This window comes from Streptomyces sp. NBC_00258 (assembly GCF_036182465.1).
GTDB lineage: Bacteria > Actinomycetota > Actinomycetes > Streptomycetales > Streptomycetaceae > Streptomyces.
In genome coordinates this window covers 2,441,858-2,466,618 of the sequence record NZ_CP108081.1, presented here as the reverse complement: position 1 = coordinate 2,466,618, position 24,761 = coordinate 2,441,858, and the positions used below count along the sequence as shown (strand labels likewise).

The window sequence follows — 24,761 nt, the reverse complement described above, 5'->3', positions numbered from 1 at the left end:
GAACAGGAGCGCACGGACCGTTCGCTTCGGTCCGCCGCGCCGCTCCGCCGAACCGGCCCGTGACCAGGAGAGTGCCATGACCGGCGTTTCCACGCTCGACAGCCCCCCACTGTCGACGGCCCCCACCCGCTACACCGTCACCCTCGCCCGCGACGAGGCAGACGTCCGCGCGGCCCAGCGGCTGCGTCACGACGTCTTCGCCGGGGAGATGGGCGCCCTGCTCTCCTCCCCGCAGCCGGGCCTCGACGTCGACGCCTTCGACGCGTACTGCGACCACCTGCTCGTACGCGACACCACGACCGGGCAGGTGGTCGGCACCTACCGGCTGCTGCCGCCCGACCGTGCCGCGGTCGCCGGACGGCTCTACTCGGAGGGCGAGTTCGACCTCGGACCGCTGGCCGGGATCCGCTCCGGGCTCGTCGAGGTCGGCCGCTCCTGCGTCCACCCCGACCACCGGGACGGCGCGGTCATCGGACTCATATGGGCCGGGATCGCCCGCTACATGGTCGACGGCGGCCACGAGTGGCTGGCGGGCTGCTGCTCCATCCCGCTCGCCGACGGCGGCATGCTCGCCGCGGGCACCTGGGACCGGGTACGGGACAAGCACCTGGCGCCCGAGGAGTACCGCGTACGGCCGCTGCTGCCATGGAGCGCCGAGGGCGTCACCCGCCCCGCCCGCACCGAGCTGCCCCCGCTCCTGCGCGGCTACCTCCGCCTCGGCGCCTGGGTCTGCGCCGAACCGGCCCACGACCCCGACTTCGGCGTCGCCGACCTGTACGTGCTGCTGTCGATGCGCCGGGTCAACCCGCGCTACCTGCGGCACTTCCTGTCGCTCGTGCCGGCGTGATCACCATGTCTCGCATGGGTGCGGTGGGTGCGATGGGTGTGTCTCGCGTGGCCGTGAAACTCCGCCCGCGCCGGGGCGGCACGACGGCGTTCGTGGGCCCGAGCGTGAGCACTCCGGTGTTCCCGGGCCCGGGTCCGGGCCTCGGGAAGGTGCCGCGTCCACGGCGCGGCGGTGTGCACGGCGGGGCCGGGGCACGTCCGGGCGCGGTGCCCTCGGCGCCCGCCCCGGTGAGCGCGTGGCTGCCCAGTGCCCCGTGCTCCCCGCGGGTCTGTGTGGAGTCCGTGGGGTCGCCGGCCGCCGTGCCGCGCGCCCTGCTGCGGCTGGCCGCACTCCTGGCCGTTCTCCTCTTCGGGATCGTGCTGATCCCGGTCGTGGGGCGGCTCGCCGCCGTGTGGCGCGACCGGCTCACCAGGGCGTGGTGCCGGACGATCGTGCGCGCCACGGGCGTCCGGCTGCGGATCACCGGGGCGGCCCCGCCCGGCGGCGGACTGCTCCTGGTGGCCAACCACATCTCCTGGCTGGACATCCCCCTGCTCGCCGCCGTCCGCCCCGCCCGGATGCTCGCCAAGGCGGAGATCAGGCAGTGGCCCGTGGCCGGCGTGCTCACCGCGAGCAGCGGCGCGCTGTTCATCGAGCGCGACCGCCTGCGCGCACTGCCGAGGACCGTCGAACGGATCGCGGACTCCCTGCGCGGCGGATCGGCTGTGGTGGTCTTCCCGGAAGGGAGCACCTGGTGCGGCCGAGCCCAGGGCCGCTTTCGCAGAGCCGCCTTCCAGGCCGCCCTGGACGCCGCCGTGCCCGTCCAGCCGGTCCACCTCCGCTACCGGTTCGACGGGGGAGCGGCGACCACCGCGCCCGCGTTCGTCGGGAGCGACTCGCTGCTCACCTCGCTCTGGCGGGTCGTGTCCGCCCGCGCCCTCGTGGCCGAGGTACGCGTGGAGCCGGTGCTCCCGGCGGGCAGCGCACCCGACCGGCGAACACTCGCCCTCGCCGCCGAGACGGCCACCACCGAGGCGGCCGACACCGGGACGTCCGTCGTCGAGACCGCCGACGCCCACCGAAGGAGCGCGAACTCCAAGGCGTATGCACACCTCTGACGCACCGTCACCACCGCGGGGTACCGTCCCCGCATGTACCCCGGAGCGTACGACCCCGCCAGGCCGGCCGTCGTCACCGCGGACGGCGGCCGGACCCTCACCTACGGCCAGCTCGAAGAGCGTTCCCTGCGCCTCGCGGACCACCTGCGGACCGCGGGACTGCGCGCGGGCGACCATCTGGCGCTCCTCTCCGACAACGACCCACGCGTCCTGGAGGTCTACTGGGCGGCCCTCCGCTCCGGCCTCTACCTCACCGTCGTCAACCACCACCTGACCGCCGACGAGGCCGCGTACATCGTCCGAGACTGCGGTGCGAGCACGCTCATCGTCTCCGGACCGCTCACCGAACTCGGGGAGCGGATACGGGAATTGGTGCCCGGTCCGACCTCGTACCTGGGCTTCGACGACGGGTCGTACGAGCGGGCGCTGGCCGCCGCCTCACCCGAAGCCCCGGCCCACCAGCCCCGCGGCGCCGACATGCTCTACTCCTCCGGCACCACCGGCCGCCCCAAGGGCATCGCACCGACGCTCCCCGAGGGTGACGTCCGCGAGGTGATGAGCACGTACCAGTTGCTCTTCCAGCCCATGTACGGCTTCGGCGAGGACACCGTCTACCTCTGCCCGGCCCCGCTCTACCACGCAGCGCCCCTCCGCTTCGGCTACGTCGTCACGGCGACCGGCGGCACGGTCGTCCTCATGAACTCCTTCGATCCGCAAGGGGCGTTGGAAGCGATCGAACGGCACCGGGTGACGCACAGCCAGTGGGTGCCCACCATGTTCGTACGGATGCTGAAGCTGCCGCGCGAGGTGCGGGACGCGTACGACGTGTCGTCGCTGAAGGTCGCCATCCACGCCGCAGCGCCCTGCCCCGTCGAGGTCAAATGGCGGATGATGGCCTGGTGGGGTTCCGTCCTGTACGAGTACTACGCGGCGACGGAGGCCAACGGGATCACCTTCATCGGCCCCGACGAGTGGCTGCGCAAGCCGGGCTCCGTGGGCCGCGGCGGCCTCCTCGGCGAGCTGCGCATCTGCGGTGAGGACGGCAAGGTGCTGCCCGTCGGGGAGACGGGAACCGTGTACTTCGAGCGCGAGGAACTCCCGTTCCGCTACCACAACGACGACGCGCGCACCCGTGAGGCGCAGCACCCCGAGCACCCCAACTGGACGACTACCGGGGACATCGGCCATGTCGACGAGGACGGCTACCTCTTCCTCACCGACCGCAGGGCCTTCACGATCATCTCCGGCGGCGTGAACATCTACCCCCAGGAGATCGAGGACTGCCTGACCCTGCATCCCAAGGTGACCGACGTCGCGGTGGTCGGCGTCCCGGACGCGGAGATGGGCGAGGCGGTCAAGGCGGTCGTCCAGCCCGCCCCCGGCGTGGCCCCCGGTCCCGAACTCGAACACGAACTCCTCGAATTCGTCCGCGACCGCATCGCCCACTACAAGTCGCCCCGCAGCGTCGACTTCACGGACGAGCTGCCGCGCACACCCACGGGAAAACTGGCCAAGTCCAGGCTGAGGAAGGCCTACTGGGACTGAGAGCCCCCGGTGCCCAGCGCGCGGGCGAGGTACGGAGCCGTGACGCTCGACTCCGCCCGGGCGACCTCCGCCGGCGGCCCCGCCGCCACGATCCGGCCTCCCGCGTCGCCGCCGCCCGGCCCCAGGTCGACCACCCAGTCCGCGCCCGCCACCACCGCCATGTCGTGCTCCACGACCACGACGCTGTGCCCGCCGTCCACCAGACCGTGCAACTGCCGCATCAGGACCTCGACATCGGCCGGGTGCAGACCGGTCGTCGGCTCGTCGAGGAGATAGAGCGTGTGACCCCGGCGTACGCGCTGGAGTTCGCTCGCGAGCTTGATGCGCTGAGCCTCGCCGCCGGACAGCTCGGTCGCTGGCTGGCCGAGCCGCAGATAGCCGAGACCGACGTCGAGGAGCGTGGCAAGGCTGCGCGCGACGGCCGGGGTGTCCGCGAAGAACTCCGCGGCGGCCTCCACCGTCAGGTCCAGCACCTGCGCGATATTCCGTTCCCTGTACGTCACTTCGAGTGTCTCGGGGTTGTAGCGCGCCCCGCCGCAGTCCGGGCACGGGGCGTAGGTGCTCGGCAGGAAGAGCAGCTCGACGCTGACGAACCCCTCGCCCTGGCACGTCTCGCAGCGCCCGCCCGCGACGTTGAACGAGAACCGTCCCACGCCGTATCCGCGCCGGTGCGCCTCCTCCGTGGCCGCGAAGACCTTGCGCACGACGTCGAAGAGCCCCGTGTACGTCGCCAGGTTCGAGCGGGGCGTACGGCCGATCGGCTTCTGGTCAACACTGACCAGCCGCCCCGCACCCGGAAGGTCCTCCGTGATCTCCCCGATGAGCGTGGACTTGCCCGAGCCGGAGACGCCGGTGACAGCGGTGAGCACGCCGAGCGGAAACTCGGCGGTCACCCCGCGCAGGTTGTGCCGTGTCACCGGGCCGACCTTCAACTGGCCGCGCGGCGGCCGGACTCCACGTACCGGAGCGGGGGAGCGGTCGAAGAGGAACCGGGCCGTCGCCGACTCCGTGACACTCTCCAGCTCCGCCACCGGGCCGCTGTGCAGCACCTGCCCGCCGTGCTCGCCCGCCTTCGGGCCCACGTCGACGAGCCAGTCGGCGCCGCGCATGACGTCGAGCTGGTGCTCCACGACGAACACCGAGTTGCCGGCCGCCTTCAGCCGGTCGAGGACCGTGAGCAGCGCCTCCGTGTCCGCCGGGTGCAGCCCGGCGGACGGCTCGTCGAGGACGTACACGACCCCGAAGAGACCGGAACGCAACTGCGTTGCCAGACGCAGCCGTTGGAGTTCGCCGGCCGAGAGCGTCGGGGTGGCGCGGTCGAGGCTGAGATAGCCGAGGCCCAGCTCGGTGACGGGGGAGATGCGCGCGAGCAGATCCTCGGTGAGGACGCGGGCGGTCTCCGAATCGCCATGTCCGGTGAGGGAGCCGGCCAGGTCGACGAGCGGCAGCGCGGCCAGCTCCGCGATGGTCCGGCCCGCGAACGTCACCGCGAGCGCCTCGGGGCGCAGCCGACTGCCGCCGCACACCGGACAGGGCGCGGCCTCCAGAAACCGCTCGGCCTTCGCCCGCAACGTCTGGCTCTTGGAGTCCGAGAAGGTCTTCATGACATAGCGCCGCGCGCTCATGTACGTGCCCTGGTAAGGGCGTTGGATCCGCTCGGCGTCCCGCACCGGATGCACGGTCACGACCGGCTGCTCGTCCGTGAACAGGATCCACTCGCGCTGCTCGGCGGGCAGCTCGCGCCACGGCCGGTCCACGTCGTACCCCAGCGCGTCGAGGACATCGCGCAGGTTCTTGCCCTGCCAGGCACCCGGCCACGCGGCGATCGCGCCCTCGCGGATCGACAGCGACGGGTCGGGGACCAGCGACTCCTCGGTCGTACGGTGCACCCGCCCGAGCCCATGACACTCGGGGCAGGCCCCGGCGGCCGTGTTCGACGAGAAGGCGTCCGAGTCGAGACGCCCGGCCCCCGGCGGATAGTCGCCCGCGCGCGAGAACAGCATCCGAAGCGAATTGGAGAGATTGGTGACCGTACCCACCGACGAGCGTGAGGTGGGCGTCGACCGCCGCTGCTGCAACGACACCGCGGGCGGCAGCCCACTGATGTCCCCGACCTTCGGCGCCCCCACCTGATGGATCAGCCGCCGCGCGTACGGGGCCACCGACTCGAAGTACCGCCGCTGCGCCTCCGCGTAGATCGTCCCGAAGGCGAGCGACGACTTCCCGGACCCGGACACACCCGTGAAGACCGCCAGCACATCCCGCGGAACATCGACATCGACCCCTTTGAGATTGTGCTCACGGGCGCCACGCACACGGACGTAGGGGTCGTGGGGCTGTGCATGGGGTGACTCCTGAGGTACGACGGGCGGGGCAGGACCGATGATGCACGGTGCGGCGTGGCGCGCCCGATAGGGGCGCGGGGAACTGCGCGACCAGCCACGGACGGCCCGCAGACCCAAGGTCACCCCAGTGGAGCACTCACGAGGGGACCAGCCCCGCAACCCGAGCCAGCCGCCGAAACGAGTCCACCAGCGCCTCCCGGTCATACGTGCTGGTCGTGACCAGCACCTCATCCGCCGCGGTCTCCTTGATCAGAGTCTCCAGCTCATGGGCGACCTGCTCCTCGGTCCCCACGACATGGCCGGAGAGACCGGATTCGTAGAAACCGCGCTCCCTCTCCGTCATCGTCAGCGACTCGACGCGCTCGGCAGACGGCAGTGGCGGAAACGTGCCGTGCGTGCGCGAGTAGGCCATCGACCAGGCCTCCGGGAGCAGGAGGCGCCGGGCCTCCTCCGGGGTCTCCGCGACGGCGACCGTGCCGGAGACGACCACGTACGGCTCCGGAGCCCAGGCGGAAGGCCGGAATGTCTCCCGGTAGTGGTCGATGCCGCGGCGCATCCTGTCGCGGTTCCTGAGGTCGCCGATCACCATGGGGAGGCCGGCCTGCGCGGCGATCGTGGCACCCTCGCCCATGGCGAGCACGAACGGCGGCACGGTCAGGCCCTCGGCGGGGCGTGCGTGCACGCCGGTCGGGGACGTACCGCGGAACCATCCGAGCAGTTCGTCGAGCTGGGCCGCGAAGTCGTCGGCCACGTCCTTGTCCCGGCCCAGCGCCTTCCGTACGCCGTCCGTGAACCCGACGGAGCGGCCCAGGCCCATGTCGATGCGGCCGGGGAACAGGGACTCCAGGACACCGAACTGCTCGGCCACCACCAGGGGCTGGTGGTTGGGCAGCATCACCCCGCCCGTGCCCACCCGGATCGAGCCGGTCGCGGCGGCGACCGCGGCGGCAAGGACGGTCGGCGCGGAACCGGCCACACCCGGCACGCCGTGGTGCTCCGAGACCCAGATCCGGTGGTACCCGAGCCGCTCCAGCTCCCGCGCCAGCCCGACGGTGTCGCGCAGCGCCTCGGCATCGTCGTGTCCCTCCCGGGTGCGCGAGCGGTCGAGGACGGAGAACCGTGTCGCTCCGAGAAGAGAGCCCTGGTCCCGTCGGGCTCCGCGATCCTGCTGGTTCGTCATGGCTTCTCCACTGGAAGAACAGTGCTCTGTTCTCTCAACAGTCGTTCCGCCGATTTCTTCCGCGGCTCCCGACAAAGCCGGAGAGGGCGGTGCCGGAGCGGCACCACCCTCTCCCGTCGCTCTCCGACCGTGGCCGGACGTGTCTTCAGACCCCGGCCGGAAGGACCGTCCGCGGTCGCGGCGAGAACCCGGCCCCCCGGTAGCAGTCGTCGATGAGCCGCATGGTGGCGAGCGCGTCATCGGCGTCCAGACGAAGGGGCGTGCCCCGGCGCAGATGCGCCGCGAACGCTTCGAGCTGGTAGGTGTACGAGGACCGGCGGCCGAGCATCTCGGTGCGCTCGCCCGTGGCCGTGCGGACCAACACCCGGTCGTCCACGTGCGGTTGGACGAAGTTCACCGCCGTGGCCTCACCGAGTGAACCCACGATCCGGCAGCTGAACTGCAACTCGTGGTGGGCCATGTGGCAGCGGGCGGTACCGGTGGCACCACCCGGGAACTCCAGGTCCGCGTCCAGCCACTCGTCCACTCCGGGCGCGCCCGGACGCTCGCCGCCGCGCGCCGCGACGAGCCGCGGTGCGCCGCCCGCCCAGGGAGCGAGCACCCGCTGGGCGTGCAGGCTGTAGCAGCCCAGGTCCATCAGAGCGCCGCCCGCCAGCGGAAGCGACCAGCGCACGTCGCTGTCCGCGGGCGCCGGCATGACCATCGTGGTCTCCACGTGCCGGAGTTCGCCCAGCTCCCCGCTCTCCAGCAGCTCGTGCAGGCGCCGCGTGACCGGGTGGAACAGGTAGTGGAAGCCCTCCATGAACGCCGTGCCCGCCTTCGTGACGGCGTCCCGGACCTCGATGGCCTCCTGCGTGCTGCTCGCGGAGGGCTTCTCCGTCAGCACATGCTTGTCCGCGGCGAGGGCGGCGAGGTTCCAGGGACCGTGCAGACCGTTGGCGAGAGGGTTGTAGACGACCTCGACCTCGGGGTCGGCGATCACGTCGGCGTACGAGTCCAGGACCCGCTCGACATCGTGCTCGGCGGCGAACGTCTCTGCGCGGGACCGGTCGCGGGCGGCCACCGCGACAAGCCGGTGGCCGGTCACACGGGCCGGGCCGACGATCGAGAGCTCGGCGATCCGGGCCGCGCCCAGAACGCCGATCCGTAGCGGTTCGTCCGTCATACCTTGCGTACCTCTTCCAGTCGTACGGGCCGGTGCTCGTGGAGCGACAGCGTGCACGCCTCGGCGATCCAGCTGGCTTCGAGGGCGTCGGCCACGGTGCAGGGGGAGGGGCGGGACCCCGCCACGACCTCGGTGAACGCGGTCAGCTCGGCGCGGTAGGCGTCGGCGAAGCGGTCCATGAAGAAGTGGTGCGGGGCGCCGGCGGGGAAGGTGACCCCCGGCTCGACGGACCGCAGCGGCAGCTTGTCCTCCAGGCCCACGGCGATGCTGTCCTTCATACCGTGCACCTCCAGGCGGACGTCGTAACCGCGGGCGTTGTGCCGGGAGTTGGAGATGACGCCGATCGTGCCGTCGTCGAAGGTGAGCAGTGCGGAGGCGGTGTCGACATCGCCCGCCGCCGCGATGTAGTCGGCGCCCCGGTTGCCGCCGGTCGCGTACACCTCGACGACCTCCCGGCCGGTGACCCAGCGCACGATGTCGAAGTCGTGCACGCTGCAGTCGCGGAAGATACCGCCGGAGACGGCCACGTACGCGGCGGGCGGCGGCGCCGGGTCCAGGGTCGTGGACCGTACGGTGTGCAGCAGTCCGAGTTCGCCGCTCACCACGGCCTGGCGCGCGGCGACGCAGCCGGCGTCGAAGCGCCGGTTGTAGCCGATGTGCACCTCGACCCCGCCGTCCTCCACCGCACGCAGCACGTCGAGGCTCTCCTCGACGCCGCGGGCCACGGGCTTCTCGCAGAAGACCGGGATGCCCGCCTTGACGGCGGCGAGGATGAGTTCGGGGTGTGCGTCGGTAGCGGCGGCGATCACCACTCCGTCCACACCGGCGGCCAGCACCGCGTCGGGGGAGTCCACCGCCGTGGCCCCGAACCGCTCCGCGGCGGAGGAGACGGCCGCGGCCACCGGATCGGTGACCACCAGCGAGTCGACCGCTTCGAGTCCTGCCAGGGTTTCCGCGTGGAACGCGCCGATCCGGCCCAGCCCCATGATGCCAATACGCATGTGATTCGTGCTCCTTCAGCCCAGGGGGCGGTTCAGTCGAGTCCGCCGAAGACGATCTGGTCCCAGTCGATCACCGAGCCGGTCACCACACCGCTGCGGTCGCAGAGCAGGAAGACGACGAAATCGGCGATCTCGTCGACCTGCCCGAGTTTGCCCATCGGCTGGGACGCGGCGGCCTTCTCCAGCCAGTCGTCGCCCGCACCGTGGAAGGCGCGCTGGGTGGCGTCCTCGCCCTCGGTGTCGGTCCAGCCGATGTTGAGGCCGTTGACACGGACACGGTCCCAGCGGTGCGCGTGTGCCGCGTTGCGGGTCAGCCCGGCGAGACCGGCCTTCGCCGCGACGTACGGGGCGAGGAAGGCCTGTCCGCCGTGCTCGGAGCTGGAGATGACGTTGACGACCGTGCCGGGGGCCTTGCGCCCCACCATGTCAGCCACCGCGGCCTGCATGGCGAAGAAGGGCGCCCGCAGGTTGATCGCGATGTGCGCGTCGAACAACTCCGGCGTGGTGTCCAGGAGCGAACCGCGTGATGTCAGCCCCGCCGCGTTGACCAGGCAGTCGACGCGTCCGTACGCGTCCACGGTCTGTACGACGCTGTCGCGCGCCTGCGCGGCGTCCGACAGGTCCGCGCGTACGAAGCGGGCGCCGGTGTCCGCGGCGAGTTTCTCGCCGACCTCGGCCCGGCGTCCGGTGAAGACGACGGTCGCGCCTTCGCGTACGGCCGCCCGGACGATTCCCGCGCCGACGCCCTGGCTGCCGCCGTTGACGAGGACGACCTTGTCCTCAAGCAGTCCCATGAGTGCGTTGTTCTCCTTCAGCTCCGGCGGCGCTTGGCGCCCGCCTGTAGTTCCTGGCGGAGGCGGGCCGGGGCCCAGCCTTCGGCGACTGCCTGCCAGAGTGTGTCCGCCTGCGAGGGCGGGGCGAGACCGTCGACCGGCGGGTCGAGGTCCAGGTTGGTGGGGAAGGGGTAGCCCTCGGCGGTGGCGGCGACCACACGGCGCAGCCGGCTCTCCGGGGCGCCCTCCTCCTTGCGGCGCAGCAGTACGGGGAGCAGGGCGACGGCCATGGCCTCCCGGTCCACCGACTCCATGGCGCGGCCGAAGGCGGAGGAGATCTGCAGCAGGTTGGCCATGCGCTTGATGTCCGCCGAGCGGTTGTGTCCGGCGGCGTGGAAGAGCGCGGGGTTGAAGAACACCGCGTCGCCCTTCTCCAGCGGGAGCTGGACGTGATGCTCCTCGAAGTACGCGATGAACTCCGGGCGCCGCCAGGCCAGGTAGCCGGGCTCGTACTTCTGCGAGTGCGGCAGGTACAACGTGGGCCCGGACTCCACGGGCATGTCGCAGTGCGCGACCGCGCCCTGGAGCGTCAGTACCGGGGAGAGACGGTGGACGTGCGCGGGGTACGCGGCGGCGACCTCGTTGCTCAGGAAGCCCAGATGGTAGTCGCGGTGCACGCTCTGCGCGGCGCCGCCCGGATTGACCACGTTGATCTGCGAGGTCACCTGGTAGGCGGGGCCGAGCCAGGCCTCGGCGGCCAGGGCCAGCACGTCGTTGGCGTAGTAGTCCGCGAACACCTCCGGCGCACGCACGGCCACCTTGTCCAGGGCGTTCCACACCCGGTCGTTGGCGCCCGGCGCGGCGAAGTGGTCTCCGCGGGCCGTACCGCTCGACCGCTCCTCCTCGATCAGCGCGTTGAAGGCACCGGAGGCCGCGTCCACGACGGCAGGGTCGGGGAACGCGCCCTTGAGGACCACGACTCCGGGCCCGTCCAGCAGGGCCCGCACCAGTTCGGCCTGCACTTCCCGGCGCCCCCGCGGGGTGACGGCGAGGTCGCGGATCCGGTCACTGGCGTAGATCAGGACGTTCTGCTCGATCCGCTCGGCCGTGGGATACGCCTGCCGTTCGGTGCTCTGCTCGACCAGCGAGCGGAACGCGTCGAGATCGCAGTCGTCGTCGCTGAGCCAAGTCGGTGCTCCCGCATCAGTGGGGGACATCCCGAGTCCTTTCACCATGCCTGCTTTTCTGCCAGTCTTGTGAACCAGAGCCCGTCATTCAATCCGCAGAGACCCATCAAAAGTCCATCATTCTGCTTTCGGGGACCGCCGTGCGACATCCGTATCCGATCAGAGAGATCGCCCGTCAGGCCGGTCTGAGCGAGGCCACCGTCGACCGGGTCCTCAACGACCGGGGCGGTGTACGGGAGAGCACCGTCATGGAGGTGCACCAGGCGATCAAGGATCTGGACCGTCAGCGGACCCAGGTACGCATCGGCGGCCGTACGTTCATGATCGACATAGTGATGCAGACGCCGGAGCGGTTCTCCACCGCCGTGCGGGACGCACTCGAAGCCGAACTGCCGTCACTGCACCCCGCCGTGGTGCGATCACGCTTCCACTTCCGGGAGGCCTGCCCCGCCTCCGACCTGATCGCGACCATGGACAGGATCGCCAAGCGTGGTTCGCAGGGCGTGATCCTCAAGGCCCCCGACCTGCCGGAGATCGGCGCGGCCGTCAGCCGGCTGGTCGCGACCGGCATCCCGGTCGTCACGCTGGTCAGCGACCTGCCCAGCAGCGCGCGCATGGCGTACGTGGGAATCGACAACCGGGACGCGGGCGCCACCGCCGCCTACCTCATCGGACAGTGGCTCGGCGACCGGCCGGGCAACGTCCTCGCCACGATCAGCCGTGGCTCGTTCCGCGGTGAGGAGGAGCGCGAGATGGGCTTCCGCAGTGCGATGCGGATCGCGCAGCCCGGACGGTCCCTGGTGGAGGTCACCGACAGCGACGGCCTGGACGCCACCCAGCGGGACCTCGTCCTCGATGCCCTCAAGCGGGACGAGGACGTCATCGCCGTCTACTCCGCCGGCGGCGGCAACGCCGCGACCCTCGACGCGTTCGACACCCTCGGCAGGGAGTGCGCGGTGTTCATCGCCCACGACCTGGACCACGACAACACCCGCTTCCTGCGCGAACGCCGCCTCTCCGCCGTACTCCACCACGACCTCCGCCAGGACATGCGCCGCGCCTGCCAGACCATCATGCGAGCCCACAAGGCCCTCCCGGACGAGGGCCCCTTCCTGCCTTCGGCGATCCAGGTGGTCACTCCTTACAACATGCCGCCGGGGGCACCGCTGGCACCGTTCGGGGGCTGAGGGGGCGCGCCACCCGGCCCGTCCGGCGTTTGAGGACGAGCGCGTTCAGCGCGATACGGGGGCCTGGGGGCGAAGCCCCCGGAAGGGACGGAACTGGGTAGGGGCGGCGGGGGCGGAAAAGCGGCGAGTCCCACGGGATACCGGCACGAAGAAGAGACCCGCTGTCTGTATATGTAGACAGCGTCTCTAATATGGAACGCCAACGCCTGGCGTGCCAGAACGCCACCGCACCCGTGAAGACAAGAGGTCAACGTGCAAGCGCTGATCGCCGGCCAGCCGGACCCCGGCGCCGCACTGCTGCTCCTGGCCGCAGGCATAGCCTCCGGCCTCGCAGGCTCGATCGCCGGCCTGGCCTCGCTGTTCAGCTACCCCGCCCTCCTGGCCGCGGGCCTCCCACCGGTGGCGGCCAACGTCACCAACACCGTCGCGCTCTTCTCCAACACCGTCGGAACCGCGGTGGGCTCCCGCGAGGAACTCCGAGGGCAGCGCGCACGACTCGTCCGCCTGGCCCTCACGGCGGCACTGGGCGGCGCGATGGGCGCGGCCCTGCTCCTCGGCACCCCGTCGTCGACGTTCGAACTGGTCGTGCCGTGGCTCATAGCCCTCGGCTCGGTCCTGATCCTGGCCCGCGAACCCCTGCGACGGCTGACCGCGAGATTCAGCACCGGCCAGGGCTCCCTGCCGAAGCTCCCGCTGGCCTGTGCCGTTCTGCTCGTCGGCCTGTACGGCGGCTACTTCGGCGCAGCGGCGGGCGTCCTCATGCTGGCCGTCCTCTCCCTGTCCGCCACGGAACCGCTGCGGGTGACCAACGCCGTCAAGAACATCGCCACCGGAGCGGCCAACGTCACCGCGGCCGTCGCCTACGCCTTTCTCGCCCCGGTCGACTGGACGGCCGCCCTCACGCTCGGTGCGGGCTGCTTCGTGGGTGCCTGGATGGGACCCGCCGTCGTACGGCGCCTGCCCGAGGCCCCGCTGCGGATCGCGATCGCCCTCGCCGGCCTCGGACTCGCGTGGAGCCTGTGGCGCGAGGCCACCGCGTCCTGAACGCCGGCTGCGCCGACACAGTGCGGTGCGTATGCCTCCACGTAGGCGTTTGTTTACCTTCTGGGGGTGGTTTTGTTTCTGATGCCTAACAACGCTGTCAGTTCGCACCATCAGTCCCCGGAGGAACAGTGAACGTCTCCCTTGGCGTGTGGGCGCTGTCTGTCGCAGTGCTCTGCGCGCTCATCGCCGTGGATTTCTTCATCGGCCGCAAACCCCATGAGGTCTCCCTGAAGGAGGCCGGCATCTGGAGCGCGGTCTGGGTCGCGCTCGCGGTGGCGTTCGGGATCGGACTGCTGGTGGTCTACGGAGGCGGGCCGGCGGGCGAGTTCTTCGCCGGCTACATCACGGAGAAGTCGCTCAGCGTCGACAACCTCTTCGTCTTCGTCCTGATCATGGCGAAGTTCTCGGTGCCGACCCAGTACCAGCAGCGCGTACTGATGGTCGGCGTGCTGGTGGCGCTGGTGCTGCGCACGATCTTCATCGCCGCCGGTGCCGCGATCATCTCCACGTTCTCCTGGGTCTTCTACATCTTCGGCGCGTTTCTGATCTGGACCGCGTGGAAGCTGGTCCAGGACGCCCGCAAGGGCCACGGGGACGAGGAGTACGAGGAGAACAAGCTGCTCAAGGCGGTCGAACGGCGCTTCGGCGTGGCCGACCGCTACCACGGCACCAAGCTGTGGGTCGAGCAGAACGGCAAGCGCGTGATGACCCCGATGATGGTGGTCATGCTGGCGATCGGCTCCACGGACGTCCTGTTCGCCCTGGACTCCATCCCGGCCATCTACGGCCTCACCGAGGAGCCGTACATCGTCTTCACCGCGAACGCCTTCGCGCTGATGGGCCTGCGGCAGCTGTACTTCCTGATCGGCGGCCTGCTCAAGAGGCTCGTCCATCTCTCGTACGGGCTGTCGATCATCCTCGGGTTCATCGGCGTCAAACTGGTGCTGCACGCCCTGCACGAGTCCGGGGTGCACGTCCCGGAGATCAGCATCCCGTTCTCGCTCGGCTTCATCGTCCTGGTGCTCGCGGTGACGACCTTCACCAGCCTGCGGGCCTCGAAGAAGCAGGAGGCGGAGGCCGACCGGTCTGTGTCCTAGGTGCTCCGGTGGCAGTCCGGCACGTCGTCGGCGGGCGCGTTGTGGCTGGTCGCGCGGTTCCTCGCGCCCCTATGGGGGCGCTGCCGCCGGTGCACCGGACTCTAAGAACCCATCTTTGAACCTCTGCTGATCTCGTACACGCGCCCCGGTGGCGTGCTCGGTGCACACAGACCCCGCTCTTCGCAGTGGTGTGGCAATCCTGCCGCTACGGGGCGGGCCGGGGTTCCCCATTTACGGCGGGGCCGTGCTCCGGTCTGGCAGGGGTGGGCACGGTGCCCAGTACGGAGAAGATCGGCAACCTCAGCGTCCAGCGGTACGAGCAGATCGTGGAGAAGCTGCGCGAGGCCGTCGAAAAGTTGTCGAACCAACACCCCAATACCCCAGCCCTCCGCACTCCGTGATGACCCGCGCCTTCGCTGCGAGCCACGGATCTGACGGACCGGTAGGGCGGCTTCTCGTGGTCCCACCGGTAGCGGCAGTCGAGCTCAACAAGATCGCGGCTGTAAACCAGAGGTGGTCTCGACCGCCGCCTTGCCCGTATTCCGGTGTGCGCGGCGGCCGTTCCTTGTGGGTCAAACGACCGGCACACTCAGCGACCGAGCCGGGCTACCGTGCCCGTCGTACGGGGCTGACACCGGCCATGGCGGTCGCGTGAAGCGGCGCGACCTTGAGGCGGTGCACCACTGACAAAGTTCCCTGCACGGATGACAAAGTCCGAAGCCCACGATGACTCTAAGGTCCATGGGCGAGGACGTCACTGAGGCGGCATCACCGACCGGAAGGATTGCATCGTGCAACGAGTATCAACGACGCTCCGCATGCGGATCGGAGTGTTGGGGGCTTTGGCTCTCCTCTTCGCCGCTGGCCTGACGGCCAGCCCGATGATGACTGCGCCCGCCCACGCCGCCTACGGTCCGTGCAACACGACGGTGAAGCGCACCGATGGGTTGGGCAGTGGCGGCAACCCTGGCAATCACTACAAAATCCCCGCGCGCACCGGTAACGGTCTGAGCTGTTACATGGAATATCAGACGGGCAGCGATAACGCCGTCACGGCGCTGCAGCGTGCCATCACTGAGTGCTACCCCGGTACCTATGCCGCCAGGCGGATCGAAGACACCGGAGGGGCAGACGGGAGCTACGGCACCGGCACGGTGGATGCCGTTCGGTGGCTCCAGGCCAACCGCCTCGGCGTGAGCGCCGACGGCGACTACGGGCCGGCGACCCGTGAACAGATGGAGTGGCCGCTGTATACCGAGAGCGGTCGTTTTATCGCCTGCCTCAACCCCCCTTTCTAGTCAACACAACGTCTGTCGACGCCGACCTGTGTGCCTGAGGTCGGCGTCGACGTCTGCTTTGCAGGCCAATTGGTCAGCCCTGAGCTGGCCAGCGTCCTCGCAACAAACCCCTGCCCGCCCGGTAGCGGCAGAATCCGCCCGCCGACCCGAACCGGAAAGGTGCGCCGCCGCAGTACCTGGAGCACCCGAAAGCTCTCCGCAAAGCCCCTGCCATACCACTGCGGCGAGCGGGTTCTGTGTGTGCACCGAGCCCTCCACCGGGGCTTGTGACGAGATCAGCAGAGGTTCAAAGATGGGTTCTAAGGTTGGCCGAGTGACGAACAGCAGCAAGCCACGCCGCGGGTCGGACGCGCGCCGGCCCCTCGCCGTTTTCGACCTCGACGGCACCCTCGCCGACACCGCGCACCGGCAGAAGTTCCTGGAGCGCAAGCCGCGCGACTGGGACGCGTTCTTCGCGGCGGCGTCCGACGATCCGCCGCTCGCGGAGGGCGTCGCCCTCGCGCTGGAGCACGCGCGGGAGTGCGAGATCCTCTATCTGACCGGGCGGCCCGAGCGCTGCCGCAAGGACACGGAGGCCTGGCTCGCCGCCCAGGGTCTGCCCGAGGGCCGCATGCGGATGCGGCGCAACGACGACCGCAGGCCCGCACGGCGCACCAAGCTGGAGATCCTCCGCGGGCTGGCCCAAGGCCGTGAGATCCGGGTGCTCGTGGACGACGACGAGCTCGTGTGCGAGGACGCCGAACGGGTCGGCTTCACCGTCGTACGGGCGCGCTGGGCGGCCGCGTCCGAGGCGTTGAAGGTGGCGCAGGAGCGGGAGGGGCGGACCTGAGGGGTTCGCGCCCCCCGCTCCCCGCGGCGGTCGGGTTCCGCAGAGGTCAGCCCGCGTCCTCCAGGCGGAAGCCGACCTTCAGGCCGACCTGGTAGTGCTTGATCTGCCCGTCCTCGATCTGGCCGCGGACCTGGGTGACCTCGAACCAGTCGAGGTTGCGCAGGGTCTGCGAGGCCCGGGCGATGCCGTTGCGGATCGCCTCGTCGATGCCCTCGTGCGAGCTCCCGACGATCTCGGTGATCCGGTAGGTGTGGTCGGACATGCGGGTACTCCTCTCCGCCGTGGCCTGTGTGCCACGCGTCATTCCACGGTGCCGCACGAGGCGGGGGACCGCGAGATGTAGGCCCGAGGGACGTGGGTCCGTACGGGTTCCTGCTCGGTGCGGGTCACCGGGCCGTGCTCAGCGACAGCGCGAACCTCCCCTCGGGGTCCGTCCACCAGTGCGTGAGGTCAAGACCGGCCGCGGCCAGCTCCGTACGTACGCTCTCCTCGCGGAACTTCGCCGACACCTCGGTCCGCATCTCCTCGCCCTCCGCGAAGTCGACGGCGAGGTCGAGCGCGGGGATCTTCACGGTCAGCGCCGAACGGGCGCGCAACCGCATCTCGATCCACTCCCGCTCGGCGTCCCAGAGGGCGACATGGGTGAACTCGTCGGGGTCGAAGTTCGCGCCGAGCTCGCGGTCGACCACGGTCAGCACGTTCTTGTTGAACGCGGCCGTCACCCCGGCCGCGTCGTCGTAGGCGGCGACAAGGACCGACTCGTCCTTGACCAGGTCGGTGCCGAGCAGCAGGGCGTCGCCCGGCGACAGCAGGGAGCGTACGGACGCCAGGAACGTGGCGCGTTCGGCGGGCAGCAGATTGCCGATCGTGCCGCCCAGGAAGGCGACGAGCCGCGGACCGGGTGTGTCGGGCAGCGTGAGACCGCCGGTGAAGTCGGCGATCAGCGCGTGCACGTCGAGCGAGGGACGCTCCGCGATCAGCGCATGCCCGGCCTGGGTGAGCGCGCTCTCGCTCACGTCGACCGGCACGTACGTGTGCAGGCCGGGCATGGCGTCGAGGAGGTGACGGGTCTTGTCGGACGACCCGGAGCCCAGCTCGACGAGGGTGCGCGCGCCGGTCGCCTCGGCGATCTCGGCGGCCCGGGCCACGAGGATCTCGCGCTCGGCACGCGTGGGGTAGTACTCGGGCAGTTCGGTGATCTTCTCGAAGAGCTCGCTGCCGTGCGCGTCGTAGAACCACTTGGGCGGCAGCGTCTTGGGCGTGCGGGTCAGGCCGTGCAGGACGTCGGCGCGCAGGGCGGCGTCGGTGGCGTCCTCGGGCAGGGTGCGGGTGACGAGGAACGGGCTCACGTACTGGGCTCCTTGGGTGGGGCGGATGCCAGGTGTTCTTCCACGTCCTTGAGCGGTGTGAGCAGGACGTCCGTGCGGCTCGCGGCCAGAAGGGTGCGGTCCGGCACCTCCTGCCAGTGCGGATCGTCGTCGTACGGCTCGGACGCGACGACGGTGCGCCGGCCGGGCTCGGTCAGGTACCAGAGCGTGTCGCCCCAGGCGGTGGCGGCGATCACCTCGCCGTTGGTGAGCAGGAGGTTGAGCCGTGAACCGGGGGCCGCCGCCGCGACGTCGAGGACCGTGTCGGCGAGCGCCTGACCCTCCTCGTCGCCGCCGCGCAGCCGGTTCAGGACCAGCGCCCAGACGAGCGCCGAGTCGCAGCGCGCCTCCATCGACAGCAGGTCCGCGGCCGGCAGTGTCCGGGCGAGCGGGGCCAGGGAGCGCGGCCAGCCGGCGACCGCGCCGTTGTGGCTGAACAGCCAGGTGCCCGCGGCGAACGGCGCCGCCGCGGCCTCGCCGTCCGCGCTCGCCACGGTCGCGTCGCGCACCGCGGCGAGCAGCGCGCCCGAGCGCACCACCCGCGTGAGATCGGCGAAGGACTGGTCGCCCCAGATCGGCCCGGTACGCCGGTAGCGCGCCGGTACCGGATCGCCCTCGGCATACCAACCGACCCCGAAACCATCGGCGTTGACGGTCCCGTGCTGTTGCCGCCGGGGCGCCCACGACTGCCGGAACAGGCTGTGCGCCGGGTCCACGAGGAGTTTCGCCAGTCGCTCCTCGGGACCCAGGAACGCGAGATGACGGCACATCAGACGGTCTCCGGGTCGGCGTCCCGAGCGGTACGGAACCCGGAGAAGATCTGGCGCCGGATCGGGTAGTCCCAGTTGCGGAACGTCCCCCGGCAGGCCACGGCGTCGACCGCGAACGAGCCGCCGCGCAGCACCTTGTACTCGGGCCCGAAGAAGACCTCCGAGTACTCCCTGTACGGGAAGGCCGAGAAGCCCGGGTAGGGGAGCAGATCGCTGGACGTCCACTCCCACACATCGCCGATCAACTGCCGTACGCCGAGCGGGGACTGGCCCTCCGGGTAACTGCCGGCGGGGGCCGGCCGCAGATGGCGCTGGCCGAGGTTGGCGTGCTCGGGCGTCGGGTCGGCGTCGCCCCACGGGTAGCGCGTGGAACGGTCGGCCGCCGGGTCGTGGCGGGCCGCCTTCTCCCACTCGGCCTCGGTCGGCAGCCGCCGGCCCGCCCAGCGGGCGTACGCGTCGGCCTCGTACCAACTGACGTGCAGAACCGGCTCGTTCGGCGGCACCAGCTCGGTGACGCCGAAGCGCCGCCGGAGCCATTCGCCGCTCTCGCGGCGCCAGAACAACGGCGCCTCGATGGAGTGCGCCCGGATGTGGGCCCAGCCGTCGGGCGTCCACCAGCGAGGGTCGGTGTAGCCGCCGTCCGCCATGAACGCCTGGTACGCGCCATTGGTGACCGGAGTCGTGTCGATGTGGAACGGCGGCACGAGGCGCTGGTGCGCGGGCCGTTCGTTGTCCAGGGCCCACGGCTCGGTGGACGTGCCCATGGTGAACGGGCCGCCGGGGACCAGCACTTCGGACGGCCCGGTGAACGCCGGGTCGGGCATGGGGTCCGGCGCCGTCAGTGCCGTCGGTCCCTTGCGCAGCTGATGGGTGATCAGCATCGTTTCGTCGTGCTGCTGTTCGTGCTGGGCGATCATGCCGAAGGCGAAGCCCGCCTCGGTCAGCTGGGTGCCCGTGCCCTGGAACGAGGCGCTCTCCAGGACGTCCAGCGCCCGGCCGCGCACCTCGGCCGCGTAGTGGCGGGCCTCGGCGGGCGGCAGCAGCGGCAGCGAGGGCCGCTCCGCGCGCGGGTGCTCGAACGCGTCGTAGATGCCGTCGATCTCGGGCCGCATCGCGTCACGGCCGGCGACCGTCCGCAGCAGCCACAGCTCCTCCTGGTTGCCGATGTGCGCGAGGTCCCACACCAGCGGCGACATCAACGGCGAGTGCTGGGCGGTCAGTTCGGGATCCTCCACACAGGAGGTCAGGAGCGCGGTGCGGTCACGGGCCGTGGTCAGCGCCGCCAGCGCGCGCTTCCTGAGCGTCTCCGGGTCGGTGGGGGAGGAGTGGGTGTCGGGGCCGGTCATGTGCGGATGTCCTTCCCGGGGAGCAGGTGTTCCGTGCTCCGGAGTTCCGTGCCGTTGAACAGTTGGTCGGTGCCGTCGGCGTGGTCGAGGATGTCGTCGGCGGGGCAGCGGCCCCGGGCCACGTAGCGGTCGGTGAACTCCGCGACCGCCTCCTGCACCTCGGCGCTCGCGCCGATCCGGGGCAGGGCGTCGGCGGCCGCCGCGAAACAGGTGACGGCGGCCTCGCGCAACTCGGGGTCGGTCAGACCCGCGCGGGCGGCCGCCGTCCACAGCGGGTTCCGCGGAGCGGGCAGCGAACCGGCACGCTCGGCGAGCGGTTTGACCGTCCGGTACGCGGTCTCGGCGGCCTCCGCGTCGTCGAACAGCGCGGCCGTCACGGCGAGCGGCACGATCCAGCCGTTCTCGCCCGGCTGCGCGTCGATCATGCGCAGCTCCAGATGGCCGCGCGGCCGCACCGGCGGGAACAGGGTCGTCTGGTGGTAGTCGAGGTCCTCCCGGTCGGGCGGTGCGTCGGACCGGGTCCACGCACGGAAACTCATCCCCTCCGGCACGCTCCAGGGACCGCTGGGCGCCCGGACGCACATCACCGGCGCGTCCAGGACGTGCCGGGCCCAGGCCGTCCGCGGATCGCCGTCGAGAGGCGGGGCGCTCGAACGGCCCGGATCCATCGCGGCCCACAGGGACTGCCGGGTGGAGCGCCAGCCCGTGAGCCGACCACCGGCCATCGGGGAATGGGCGAACGCGGCCACCAGGACCGCGCCCAGCTGATGCGCGAGCCACCAGCGCCGCCCGTGCCCGAGCGGGCCCGGCTCCTCGTACCCGGCGTCCAGACAGACCTGGACGGAGGCGGAGGTGCACATCATGGCGCGGCCCTCGGGGCCCGTGCGGTCGAGGTAGGTCTCCATGGCGTCGTAGCGCGGGTCATGGAGGAAGCGGGTGGGCGGGTTCCAGGGATCCTGGCCGAGACCGCTGAGGGCCAGGTCCGCCTCGCGCAGTACCGCGCGTACGGCGTCGAGGTCGGCGGACACGGATCCCACGCACTCCATCAGGGAGGCGGCGGGAGCGGAGCTGAGCTCCAGCTGACCACCCGGTTCGACGGTGAGCGCCGAACTCAGGGGCAGGGCCCGCAGTGCGGCGTAGGCCGCTTCGAGACGTTCTGGTGGTACGGGGAGTCGCGGCGAACGCGACTCGTGGACGAGCCATTCGAGTTCAACACCGAGGAATCGGGGTGGGCCGGTCTTGAAACAGATACCACGGACCAGCGCCTCCACCTCGGCCTCGGTGACGGCGGAGCGGCGGCGCTCCGTACAGTCACTCACCGAATCGGACATGTCGGGATCCTCCTGAGATTCCATCCATGCCGCCGGCCCGGCATCGGATGGGCCGGGCCGACAGTCGCTCGTCCCACCCAAGACCCTTACGGCGCCTCGCACAAGGGTGCGTATCGTCGCTTTTGGGGCCGGGAAACTCTGTTGCGGCGCAATACCAGGATCGCTCACCATGCGTTCATGAGCACGACGGGGGATGCGACGGGGGAGTCGGGGGAGATCGCGCGGGACGTGATCATGGCGCGTACAGGGGTGGCGCCATGAGTGCCCGCCTTCGCGGGATCGCGCGGCAGACGGAGGAGATCGTCGCGGCGGGTTCGTACCGCGCGTCCGACGGACGCGAGGTGTCGATCGCCGCGGCGGTGGCCGCCGCGCGACAGGGCACGCGGATGTACGGGCCAGGGCCTGTCGAGACACCGCGAACCGGTCCTGCGGATCCGTCCGGGAGCGGCCCGGTGAACCCCTCTCGGACCAGCCCTGAGGCGTCCTCGCAGGCTGGCCCGGTGGACACGTTCTTCGAGGTCACGGGCGAGAGCAGCCTGGAGGCGGCACGTCGGCTGCCCGGCCCGGTCGCGGTCCTGAACTTCGCCTCTGCACGCAACCCCGGCGGGGGCTATCTGAACGGCGCGCAGGCCCAGGAAGAGGCCCTGTGCCGTGCCTCCGCGCTGTACACGTGCGTGGTGGAGGCCCGGGAGTTCTACGACCACCACCGGGCGCACCGCGACCCCTTCTACACCGATCGGGTGATCCACTCACCGGCCGTCCCGGTTTTCCGCGACGACCGGGGACGGCTCCTGGACGAGCCGTACACCGCCGGATTCCTGACCGCCGCCGCGCCCAACGCCGGGGTGGTCCTGCGCACGGCACCGGAGCGTGTGCCCGAGCTGCCGCGCGCCCTCGCGGCACGGGCCGAGCGAGTCCTGGAGACGGCAGCGGCGCACGGCTACCGACGGCTGGTGCTCGGGGCCTGGGGCTGCGGTGTCTTCCAGAACGACCCGGCGCAGGTGGCGGGCGCGTTCCGCGCCCTCCTCACGGACGGCGGCCGGTTCGCCGGCTCCTTCGAGCACATCGTGTTCGGAGTCCTCGACCGTACGAAGGGCACGGTGGTCCTGAGCGCCTTCGAGCGGGCGTTCCCGGAGGTACTGGAGGCGAAGGCGGTTCAGCGCCAGCCGTAGCGCTCCCGCAACCGGTGCACCACGGAGTTGAACCGCATCCGGTCCAGCGCGCACGCCTCCCGGCGCATCCCCTTCTCGTGCAGCCGCAGCACCCGGTCCACGTCCACCCATGAGTCGCGCCCCGACCGGTCCCACGGCCCGCTGCCGATCGGCACCCACTCCCGGTCGCCGTCGTGCCGCTTGCTCGACAGCTGCACGGCGAGAAACGTCCCGGCGGACTCACGGGCGACGACCAGCACCGGCCGGTCCTTCCCGCGCCCGTCGTTCTCCTCGAAGGGCACCCACGTCCACACGATCTCGCCCGGGTCCGGATCCCCGTCGTGCGCGGGCGAGTACTCGGTACGCACCTGACCCACCCGGCGCGGATCGGCCTCAACGGTGGCGGAGGGACCGGAGTGGCCGGGGATGTCTTGCTCGGCAGAGGCAGTCACGGGGCACACGCTAACGCGCGCCCTTGTGACGAGCCCCGGCGCCCCTTCGCCAGTCGCCCGCACCCCTTTGGCCAGGGGTACGGGCAACTGCCTTCTTGAGGGCGCGGGGAACTGCGCGCTCAGCCCCGCACAACCGCAGGCGGCCACCAACCGTTCTACGACTCCCCATCCACCGGAACCTTCTGCGAAGCGGCCGGCGGGGCAGGAAACCCGTTCACCGCCGAACTGTCCTTACCGACCTGCCCGTTCTGACCCTGACCCATCGACGACAGCAACTGCCGAGCCAGCCCCAACCCGGTACCACCCATCGTCAGAGCCTTGGCGAACATGTCAGACATACCGTCGGCCCCGTTGAGCAGCACCATGTGCTCCACGTTCCCGAACGCCCCCGCACCGGCCCTCACGATCTCCGGCCAGTTCTCGGCGAGTTGCTGTGCGACAACGGCCTCCTGGTTCTCCGCCAGCGCAGCGGCCCGTGCCTTGATGGCCTCGGCCTCCGCGAGCCCTTTGGCCCGCGCGGACTCGGCGATCGCAAGGCCCTTGGCCTGCTGGGCGGCGGCCTCCGCCTCGCCCGTGGCCCGGGTCGCAGTCGCGGCGGCCGAACCACGCGCCTTGGTCGCCTCGGCCTCGGCACCCGCGGCCGTCGTGACCCGGGTCGCCTCCGCCGCGGCCGCGAGCTCCGTCTCCTTCGCCTTGGCCTGCGCCGCGGAGATCCGGACGTCGCGCTCGGCCTCGGCCAGCGTGCGCTTCTCGTACGCCTTCGCGTCCGCGGGCTTGCGGACGTCCGCCTGGAGCTGCTGCTCACGGCGGTGCGCCTCCAGCTCGGCGACGCGTGTCTCCTGGACCACGACCTCCTGCCGCGCGGCCGCGTCGGCGAGCGGTCCGGCCTGCCGGGCCTTGGCGGAGGCGTTGTCGCGCTCCGCCTGGTATCCGGCCTGCAGGATCTCGCTGTCCCGGGTCGCCTCCGACATCCGCGCGGCGGCCTGCTGTTCGGCCTCGGTGGCCCGCCGGTTCGCCTCGGCCTGCGCGATCCGGGCGTCCCGCTGCACGGCCGCCGCGTGCGGCATGGCCAGGTTCTTGATGTAGCCCGTCGGATCCTCGATCTCGTGGATCTGCAGCGAGTCGACGATCAGTCCCAGCTTCTCCATCTCCGTACCGCAGGCGGCCCGGGTCTGCCCGGTGAGCTTGTCGCGGTCGCGGATCATGTCCTCGACCGTCAACCCGCCGACGATGGACCGCAGATGACCTGCGAACACGTTGTGCACCCGCTCCGACATCAGCTTCTGCTGGTCGAGGAAGCGGCGGCCCGCGTTGGCGATCGACACGAAGTCGTCGCCCACCTTGAAGATGACCACGCCCCGCACCTTGAGCGGAATGCCCTGGTGGGTCACGCAGTCCACGGACAGCTCGGTCTCGTTGAGGTCGAGCGAGAGTTTGCGCACCGCCTGGACGCCAGGCAGCACGAGCGTGCCGCGTCCGGTGACGATGCGGAAACCCATGCCCTCCTCAAGGCCTTCGGTGCGGTGCTTCGAACCGGAGATGATCAGTGCTTCGTTGGGCTCCGCGACACGCCACATGAGCTTGAAGACCACAACGACGAAAATGAGCGCGAGGACCGCTGCCCCCGCCACGACGCCGACAACCATCGGCATACGCCCCCTGTTGGATGGTGCCCTTTCGGCACCGAACGAACGGAGTGTGCGCCCGGTCGGGCCCGGGGGTACAGACGCCGGCGGGTCTTTGGTGCAT

At 70.9% G+C, this 24,761-nt stretch carries 23 protein-coding genes; 10 read left to right on the top strand and 13 right to left on the bottom strand.

The annotated features are described in order from the left end of the window. The first annotated feature begins 76 nt into the window (after positions 1-76). The 3 genes from OG718_RS11365 (at position 77) to OG718_RS11355 (ending at position 3,489) form a co-directional block, all read left to right on the top strand. Positions 77-847 (top strand): GNAT family N-acetyltransferase, encoded by a 771-nt coding sequence (locus tag OG718_RS11365; protein WP_143634688.1) that lies wholly within the window; start codon positions 77-79, stop codon positions 845-847. Positions 848-1,074: 227 nt separating this feature from the next. Then, positions 1,075-1,944: a lysophospholipid acyltransferase family protein gene (locus OG718_RS11360; RefSeq protein ID WP_143635118.1), complete on the top strand. Its 870-nt coding sequence runs from the start codon at positions 1,075-1,077 to the stop codon at positions 1,942-1,944. A gap of 33 nt (positions 1,945-1,977) precedes the next feature. Then, complete coding sequence (locus OG718_RS11355; protein ID WP_328844067.1) at positions 1,978-3,489, top strand: acyl-CoA synthetase; 1,512 nt, start codon at positions 1,978-1,980, stop codon at positions 3,487-3,489. Here the strand turns inward: OG718_RS11355 and OG718_RS11350 are convergent. From OG718_RS11350 to OG718_RS11325, 6 genes are all read right to left on the bottom strand, one after another. After that, positions 3,477-5,804 carry an excinuclease ABC subunit UvrA gene (locus OG718_RS11350; protein WP_328844066.1) on the bottom strand — a complete coding sequence of 776 codons (2,328 nt, stop codon included), beginning with the start codon at positions 5,802-5,804 and terminating at the stop codon, positions 3,477-3,479. The two genes, OG718_RS11355 and OG718_RS11350, sit on opposite strands and share 13 nt — an antisense overlap. 166 nt (positions 5,805-5,970) lie before the next feature. Beyond that, on the bottom strand, positions 5,971-7,014 hold the full coding sequence (locus OG718_RS11345; RefSeq protein ID WP_328844065.1) for an LLM class flavin-dependent oxidoreductase: 1,044 nt from the start codon (positions 7,012-7,014) through the stop codon (positions 5,971-5,973). A gap of 145 nt (positions 7,015-7,159) precedes the next feature. After that, positions 7,160-8,179 (bottom strand): Gfo/Idh/MocA family protein, encoded by a 1,020-nt coding sequence (locus OG718_RS11340; RefSeq protein WP_143634695.1) that lies wholly within the window; start codon positions 8,177-8,179, stop codon positions 7,160-7,162. Further along, positions 8,176-9,180 (bottom strand): Gfo/Idh/MocA family protein, encoded by a 1,005-nt coding sequence (locus OG718_RS11335; RefSeq protein ID WP_306936255.1) that lies wholly within the window; start codon positions 9,178-9,180, stop codon positions 8,176-8,178. The genes OG718_RS11340 and OG718_RS11335 overlap by 4 nt, the downstream gene beginning before the upstream one ends. Positions 9,181-9,212: 32 nt before the next feature. Next, on the bottom strand, positions 9,213-9,974 hold the full coding sequence (locus OG718_RS11330; RefSeq protein ID WP_143634699.1) for an SDR family oxidoreductase: 762 nt from the start codon (positions 9,972-9,974) through the stop codon (positions 9,213-9,215). A 17-nt stretch (positions 9,975-9,991) separates the two neighbouring features. Beyond that, positions 9,992-11,170: a phytanoyl-CoA dioxygenase family protein gene (locus OG718_RS11325; RefSeq protein WP_143634701.1), complete on the bottom strand. Its 1,179-nt coding sequence runs from the start codon at positions 11,168-11,170 to the stop codon at positions 9,992-9,994. Positions 11,171-11,280: 110 nt separating this feature from the next. Here OG718_RS11325 and OG718_RS11320 point away from each other — a divergent pair, with 110 nt between their 5' ends. The 6 genes from OG718_RS11320 to OG718_RS11295 all read left to right on the top strand — a co-directional run bounded on the left by OG718_RS11320 (position 11,281) and on the right by OG718_RS11295 (position 16,595). Next, positions 11,281-12,327, top strand: coding sequence for a LacI family DNA-binding transcriptional regulator (locus tag OG718_RS11320; RefSeq protein ID WP_143634703.1), 1,047 nt, complete (start codon positions 11,281-11,283; stop codon positions 12,325-12,327). Between the two features lie 252 nt (positions 12,328-12,579). Next, on the top strand, positions 12,580-13,371 hold the full coding sequence (locus OG718_RS11315) for a sulfite exporter TauE/SafE family protein (protein WP_306936252.1): 792 nt from the start codon (positions 12,580-12,582) through the stop codon (positions 13,369-13,371). A gap of 128 nt (positions 13,372-13,499) precedes the next feature. Beyond that, positions 13,500-14,468: a TerC family protein gene (locus OG718_RS11310; RefSeq protein WP_143634707.1), complete on the top strand. Its 969-nt coding sequence runs from the start codon at positions 13,500-13,502 to the stop codon at positions 14,466-14,468. Between the two features lie 272 nt (positions 14,469-14,740). Then, entirely contained in the window at positions 14,741-14,869 is a 129-nt protein-coding gene (locus OG718_RS11305) for a hypothetical protein (RefSeq protein WP_328844064.1), read from the top strand. Between the two features lie 417 nt (positions 14,870-15,286). Beyond that, positions 15,287-15,766: a peptidoglycan-binding domain-containing protein gene (locus tag OG718_RS11300; protein WP_260694904.1), complete on the top strand. Its 480-nt coding sequence runs from the start codon at positions 15,287-15,289 to the stop codon at positions 15,764-15,766. A gap of 313 nt (positions 15,767-16,079) precedes the next feature. Further along, a complete protein-coding gene (locus tag OG718_RS11295; protein ID WP_328844063.1) occupies positions 16,080-16,595 on the top strand; it encodes a phosphatase domain-containing protein in 516 nt (171 codons plus the stop codon). 46 nt (positions 16,596-16,641) lie between these two features. On the opposite strand, the gene OG718_RS11290 is transcribed toward OG718_RS11295, so the two are convergent. From OG718_RS11290 to egtA, 5 genes are all read right to left on the bottom strand, one after another. Further along, positions 16,642-16,857, bottom strand: coding sequence for a dodecin (locus OG718_RS11290; protein ID WP_143634711.1), 216 nt, complete (start codon positions 16,855-16,857; stop codon positions 16,642-16,644). A gap of 124 nt (positions 16,858-16,981) precedes the next feature. Next, on the bottom strand, positions 16,982-17,944 hold the full coding sequence (gene egtD / locus OG718_RS11285; protein WP_143634713.1) for an L-histidine N(alpha)-methyltransferase: 963 nt from the start codon (positions 17,942-17,944) through the stop codon (positions 16,982-16,984). Further along, positions 17,941-18,732: an ergothioneine biosynthesis protein EgtC gene (gene egtC / locus OG718_RS11280; protein WP_328844062.1), complete on the bottom strand. Its 792-nt coding sequence runs from the start codon at positions 18,730-18,732 to the stop codon at positions 17,941-17,943. The genes egtD and egtC overlap by 4 nt, the downstream gene beginning before the upstream one ends. Then, positions 18,732-20,078 carry an ergothioneine biosynthesis protein EgtB gene (gene egtB, locus OG718_RS11275; RefSeq protein ID WP_328844061.1) on the bottom strand — a complete coding sequence of 449 codons (1,347 nt, stop codon included), beginning with the start codon at positions 20,076-20,078 and terminating at the stop codon, positions 18,732-18,734. Before egtB ends, egtC begins: the two co-directional genes overlap by 1 nt. Then, positions 20,075-21,409 carry an ergothioneine biosynthesis glutamate--cysteine ligase EgtA gene (gene egtA / locus OG718_RS11270; RefSeq protein WP_143634720.1) on the bottom strand — a complete coding sequence of 445 codons (1,335 nt, stop codon included), beginning with the start codon at positions 21,407-21,409 and terminating at the stop codon, positions 20,075-20,077. The genes egtB and egtA overlap by 4 nt, the downstream gene beginning before the upstream one ends. Positions 21,410-21,666: 257 nt before the next feature. Between egtA and OG718_RS11265 the strand changes: the two genes are divergently transcribed. Then, a complete protein-coding gene (locus OG718_RS11265; RefSeq protein WP_328844060.1) occupies positions 21,667-22,581 on the top strand; it encodes a TIGR02452 family protein in 915 nt (304 codons plus the stop codon). On the opposite strand, the gene OG718_RS11260 is transcribed toward OG718_RS11265, so the two are convergent. Then, positions 22,566-23,021 (bottom strand): type II toxin-antitoxin system PemK/MazF family toxin, encoded by a 456-nt coding sequence (locus OG718_RS11260; protein WP_443054991.1) that lies wholly within the window; start codon positions 23,019-23,021, stop codon positions 22,566-22,568. The two genes, OG718_RS11265 and OG718_RS11260, sit on opposite strands and share 16 nt — an antisense overlap. Before the next feature lie 146 nt (positions 23,022-23,167). Further along, positions 23,168-24,664 carry an SPFH domain-containing protein gene (locus tag OG718_RS11255; RefSeq protein WP_143634723.1) on the bottom strand — a complete coding sequence of 499 codons (1,497 nt, stop codon included), beginning with the start codon at positions 24,662-24,664 and terminating at the stop codon, positions 23,168-23,170. Positions 24,665-24,761: the final 97 nt, after the last annotated feature.

What these genes read in the sequence shown, in the direction of transcription:
- OG718_RS11290 (WP_143634711.1), bottom strand. Translation starts at nt 16,857, where the DNA reads ATGTCCGACCACACCTACCGGATCACCGAGATCGTCGGGAGCTCGCAC.
- egtA (WP_143634720.1), bottom strand. Translation starts at nt 21,409, where the DNA reads ATGTCCGATTCGGTGAGTGACTGTACGGAGCGCCGCCGCTCCGCCGTC.
- OG718_RS11335 (WP_306936255.1), bottom strand. Translation starts at nt 9,180, where the DNA reads ATGCGTATTGGCATCATGGGGCTGGGCCGGATCGGCGCGTTCCACGCG.
- OG718_RS11345 (WP_328844065.1), bottom strand. Translation starts at nt 7,014, where the DNA reads ATGACGAACCAGCAGGATCGCGGAGCCCGACGGGACCAGGGCTCTCTT.
- OG718_RS11340 (WP_143634695.1), bottom strand. Translation starts at nt 8,179, where the DNA reads ATGACGGACGAACCGCTACGGATCGGCGTTCTGGGCGCGGCCCGGATC.
- egtC (WP_328844062.1), bottom strand. Translation starts at nt 18,732, where the DNA reads ATGTGCCGTCATCTCGCGTTCCTGGGTCCCGAGGAGCGACTGGCGAAA.
- OG718_RS11300 (WP_260694904.1), top strand. Translation starts at nt 15,287, where the DNA reads ATGCGGATCGGAGTGTTGGGGGCTTTGGCTCTCCTCTTCGCCGCTGGC.
- OG718_RS11365 (WP_143634688.1), top strand. Translation starts at nt 77, where the DNA reads ATGACCGGCGTTTCCACGCTCGACAGCCCCCCACTGTCGACGGCCCCC.
- OG718_RS11355 (WP_328844067.1), top strand. Translation starts at nt 1,978, where the DNA reads ATGTACCCCGGAGCGTACGACCCCGCCAGGCCGGCCGTCGTCACCGCG.
- OG718_RS11330 (WP_143634699.1), bottom strand. Translation starts at nt 9,974, where the DNA reads ATGGGACTGCTTGAGGACAAGGTCGTCCTCGTCAACGGCGGCAGCCAG.
- egtB (WP_328844061.1), bottom strand. Translation starts at nt 20,078, where the DNA reads ATGACCGGCCCCGACACCCACTCCTCCCCCACCGACCCGGAGACGCTC.
- OG718_RS11265 (WP_328844060.1), top strand. Translation starts at nt 21,667, where the DNA reads ATGAGTGCCCGCCTTCGCGGGATCGCGCGGCAGACGGAGGAGATCGTC.
- OG718_RS11255 (WP_143634723.1), bottom strand. Translation starts at nt 24,664, where the DNA reads ATGCCGATGGTTGTCGGCGTCGTGGCGGGGGCAGCGGTCCTCGCGCTC.
- OG718_RS11325 (WP_143634701.1), bottom strand. Translation starts at nt 11,170, where the DNA reads ATGTCCCCCACTGATGCGGGAGCACCGACTTGGCTCAGCGACGACGAC.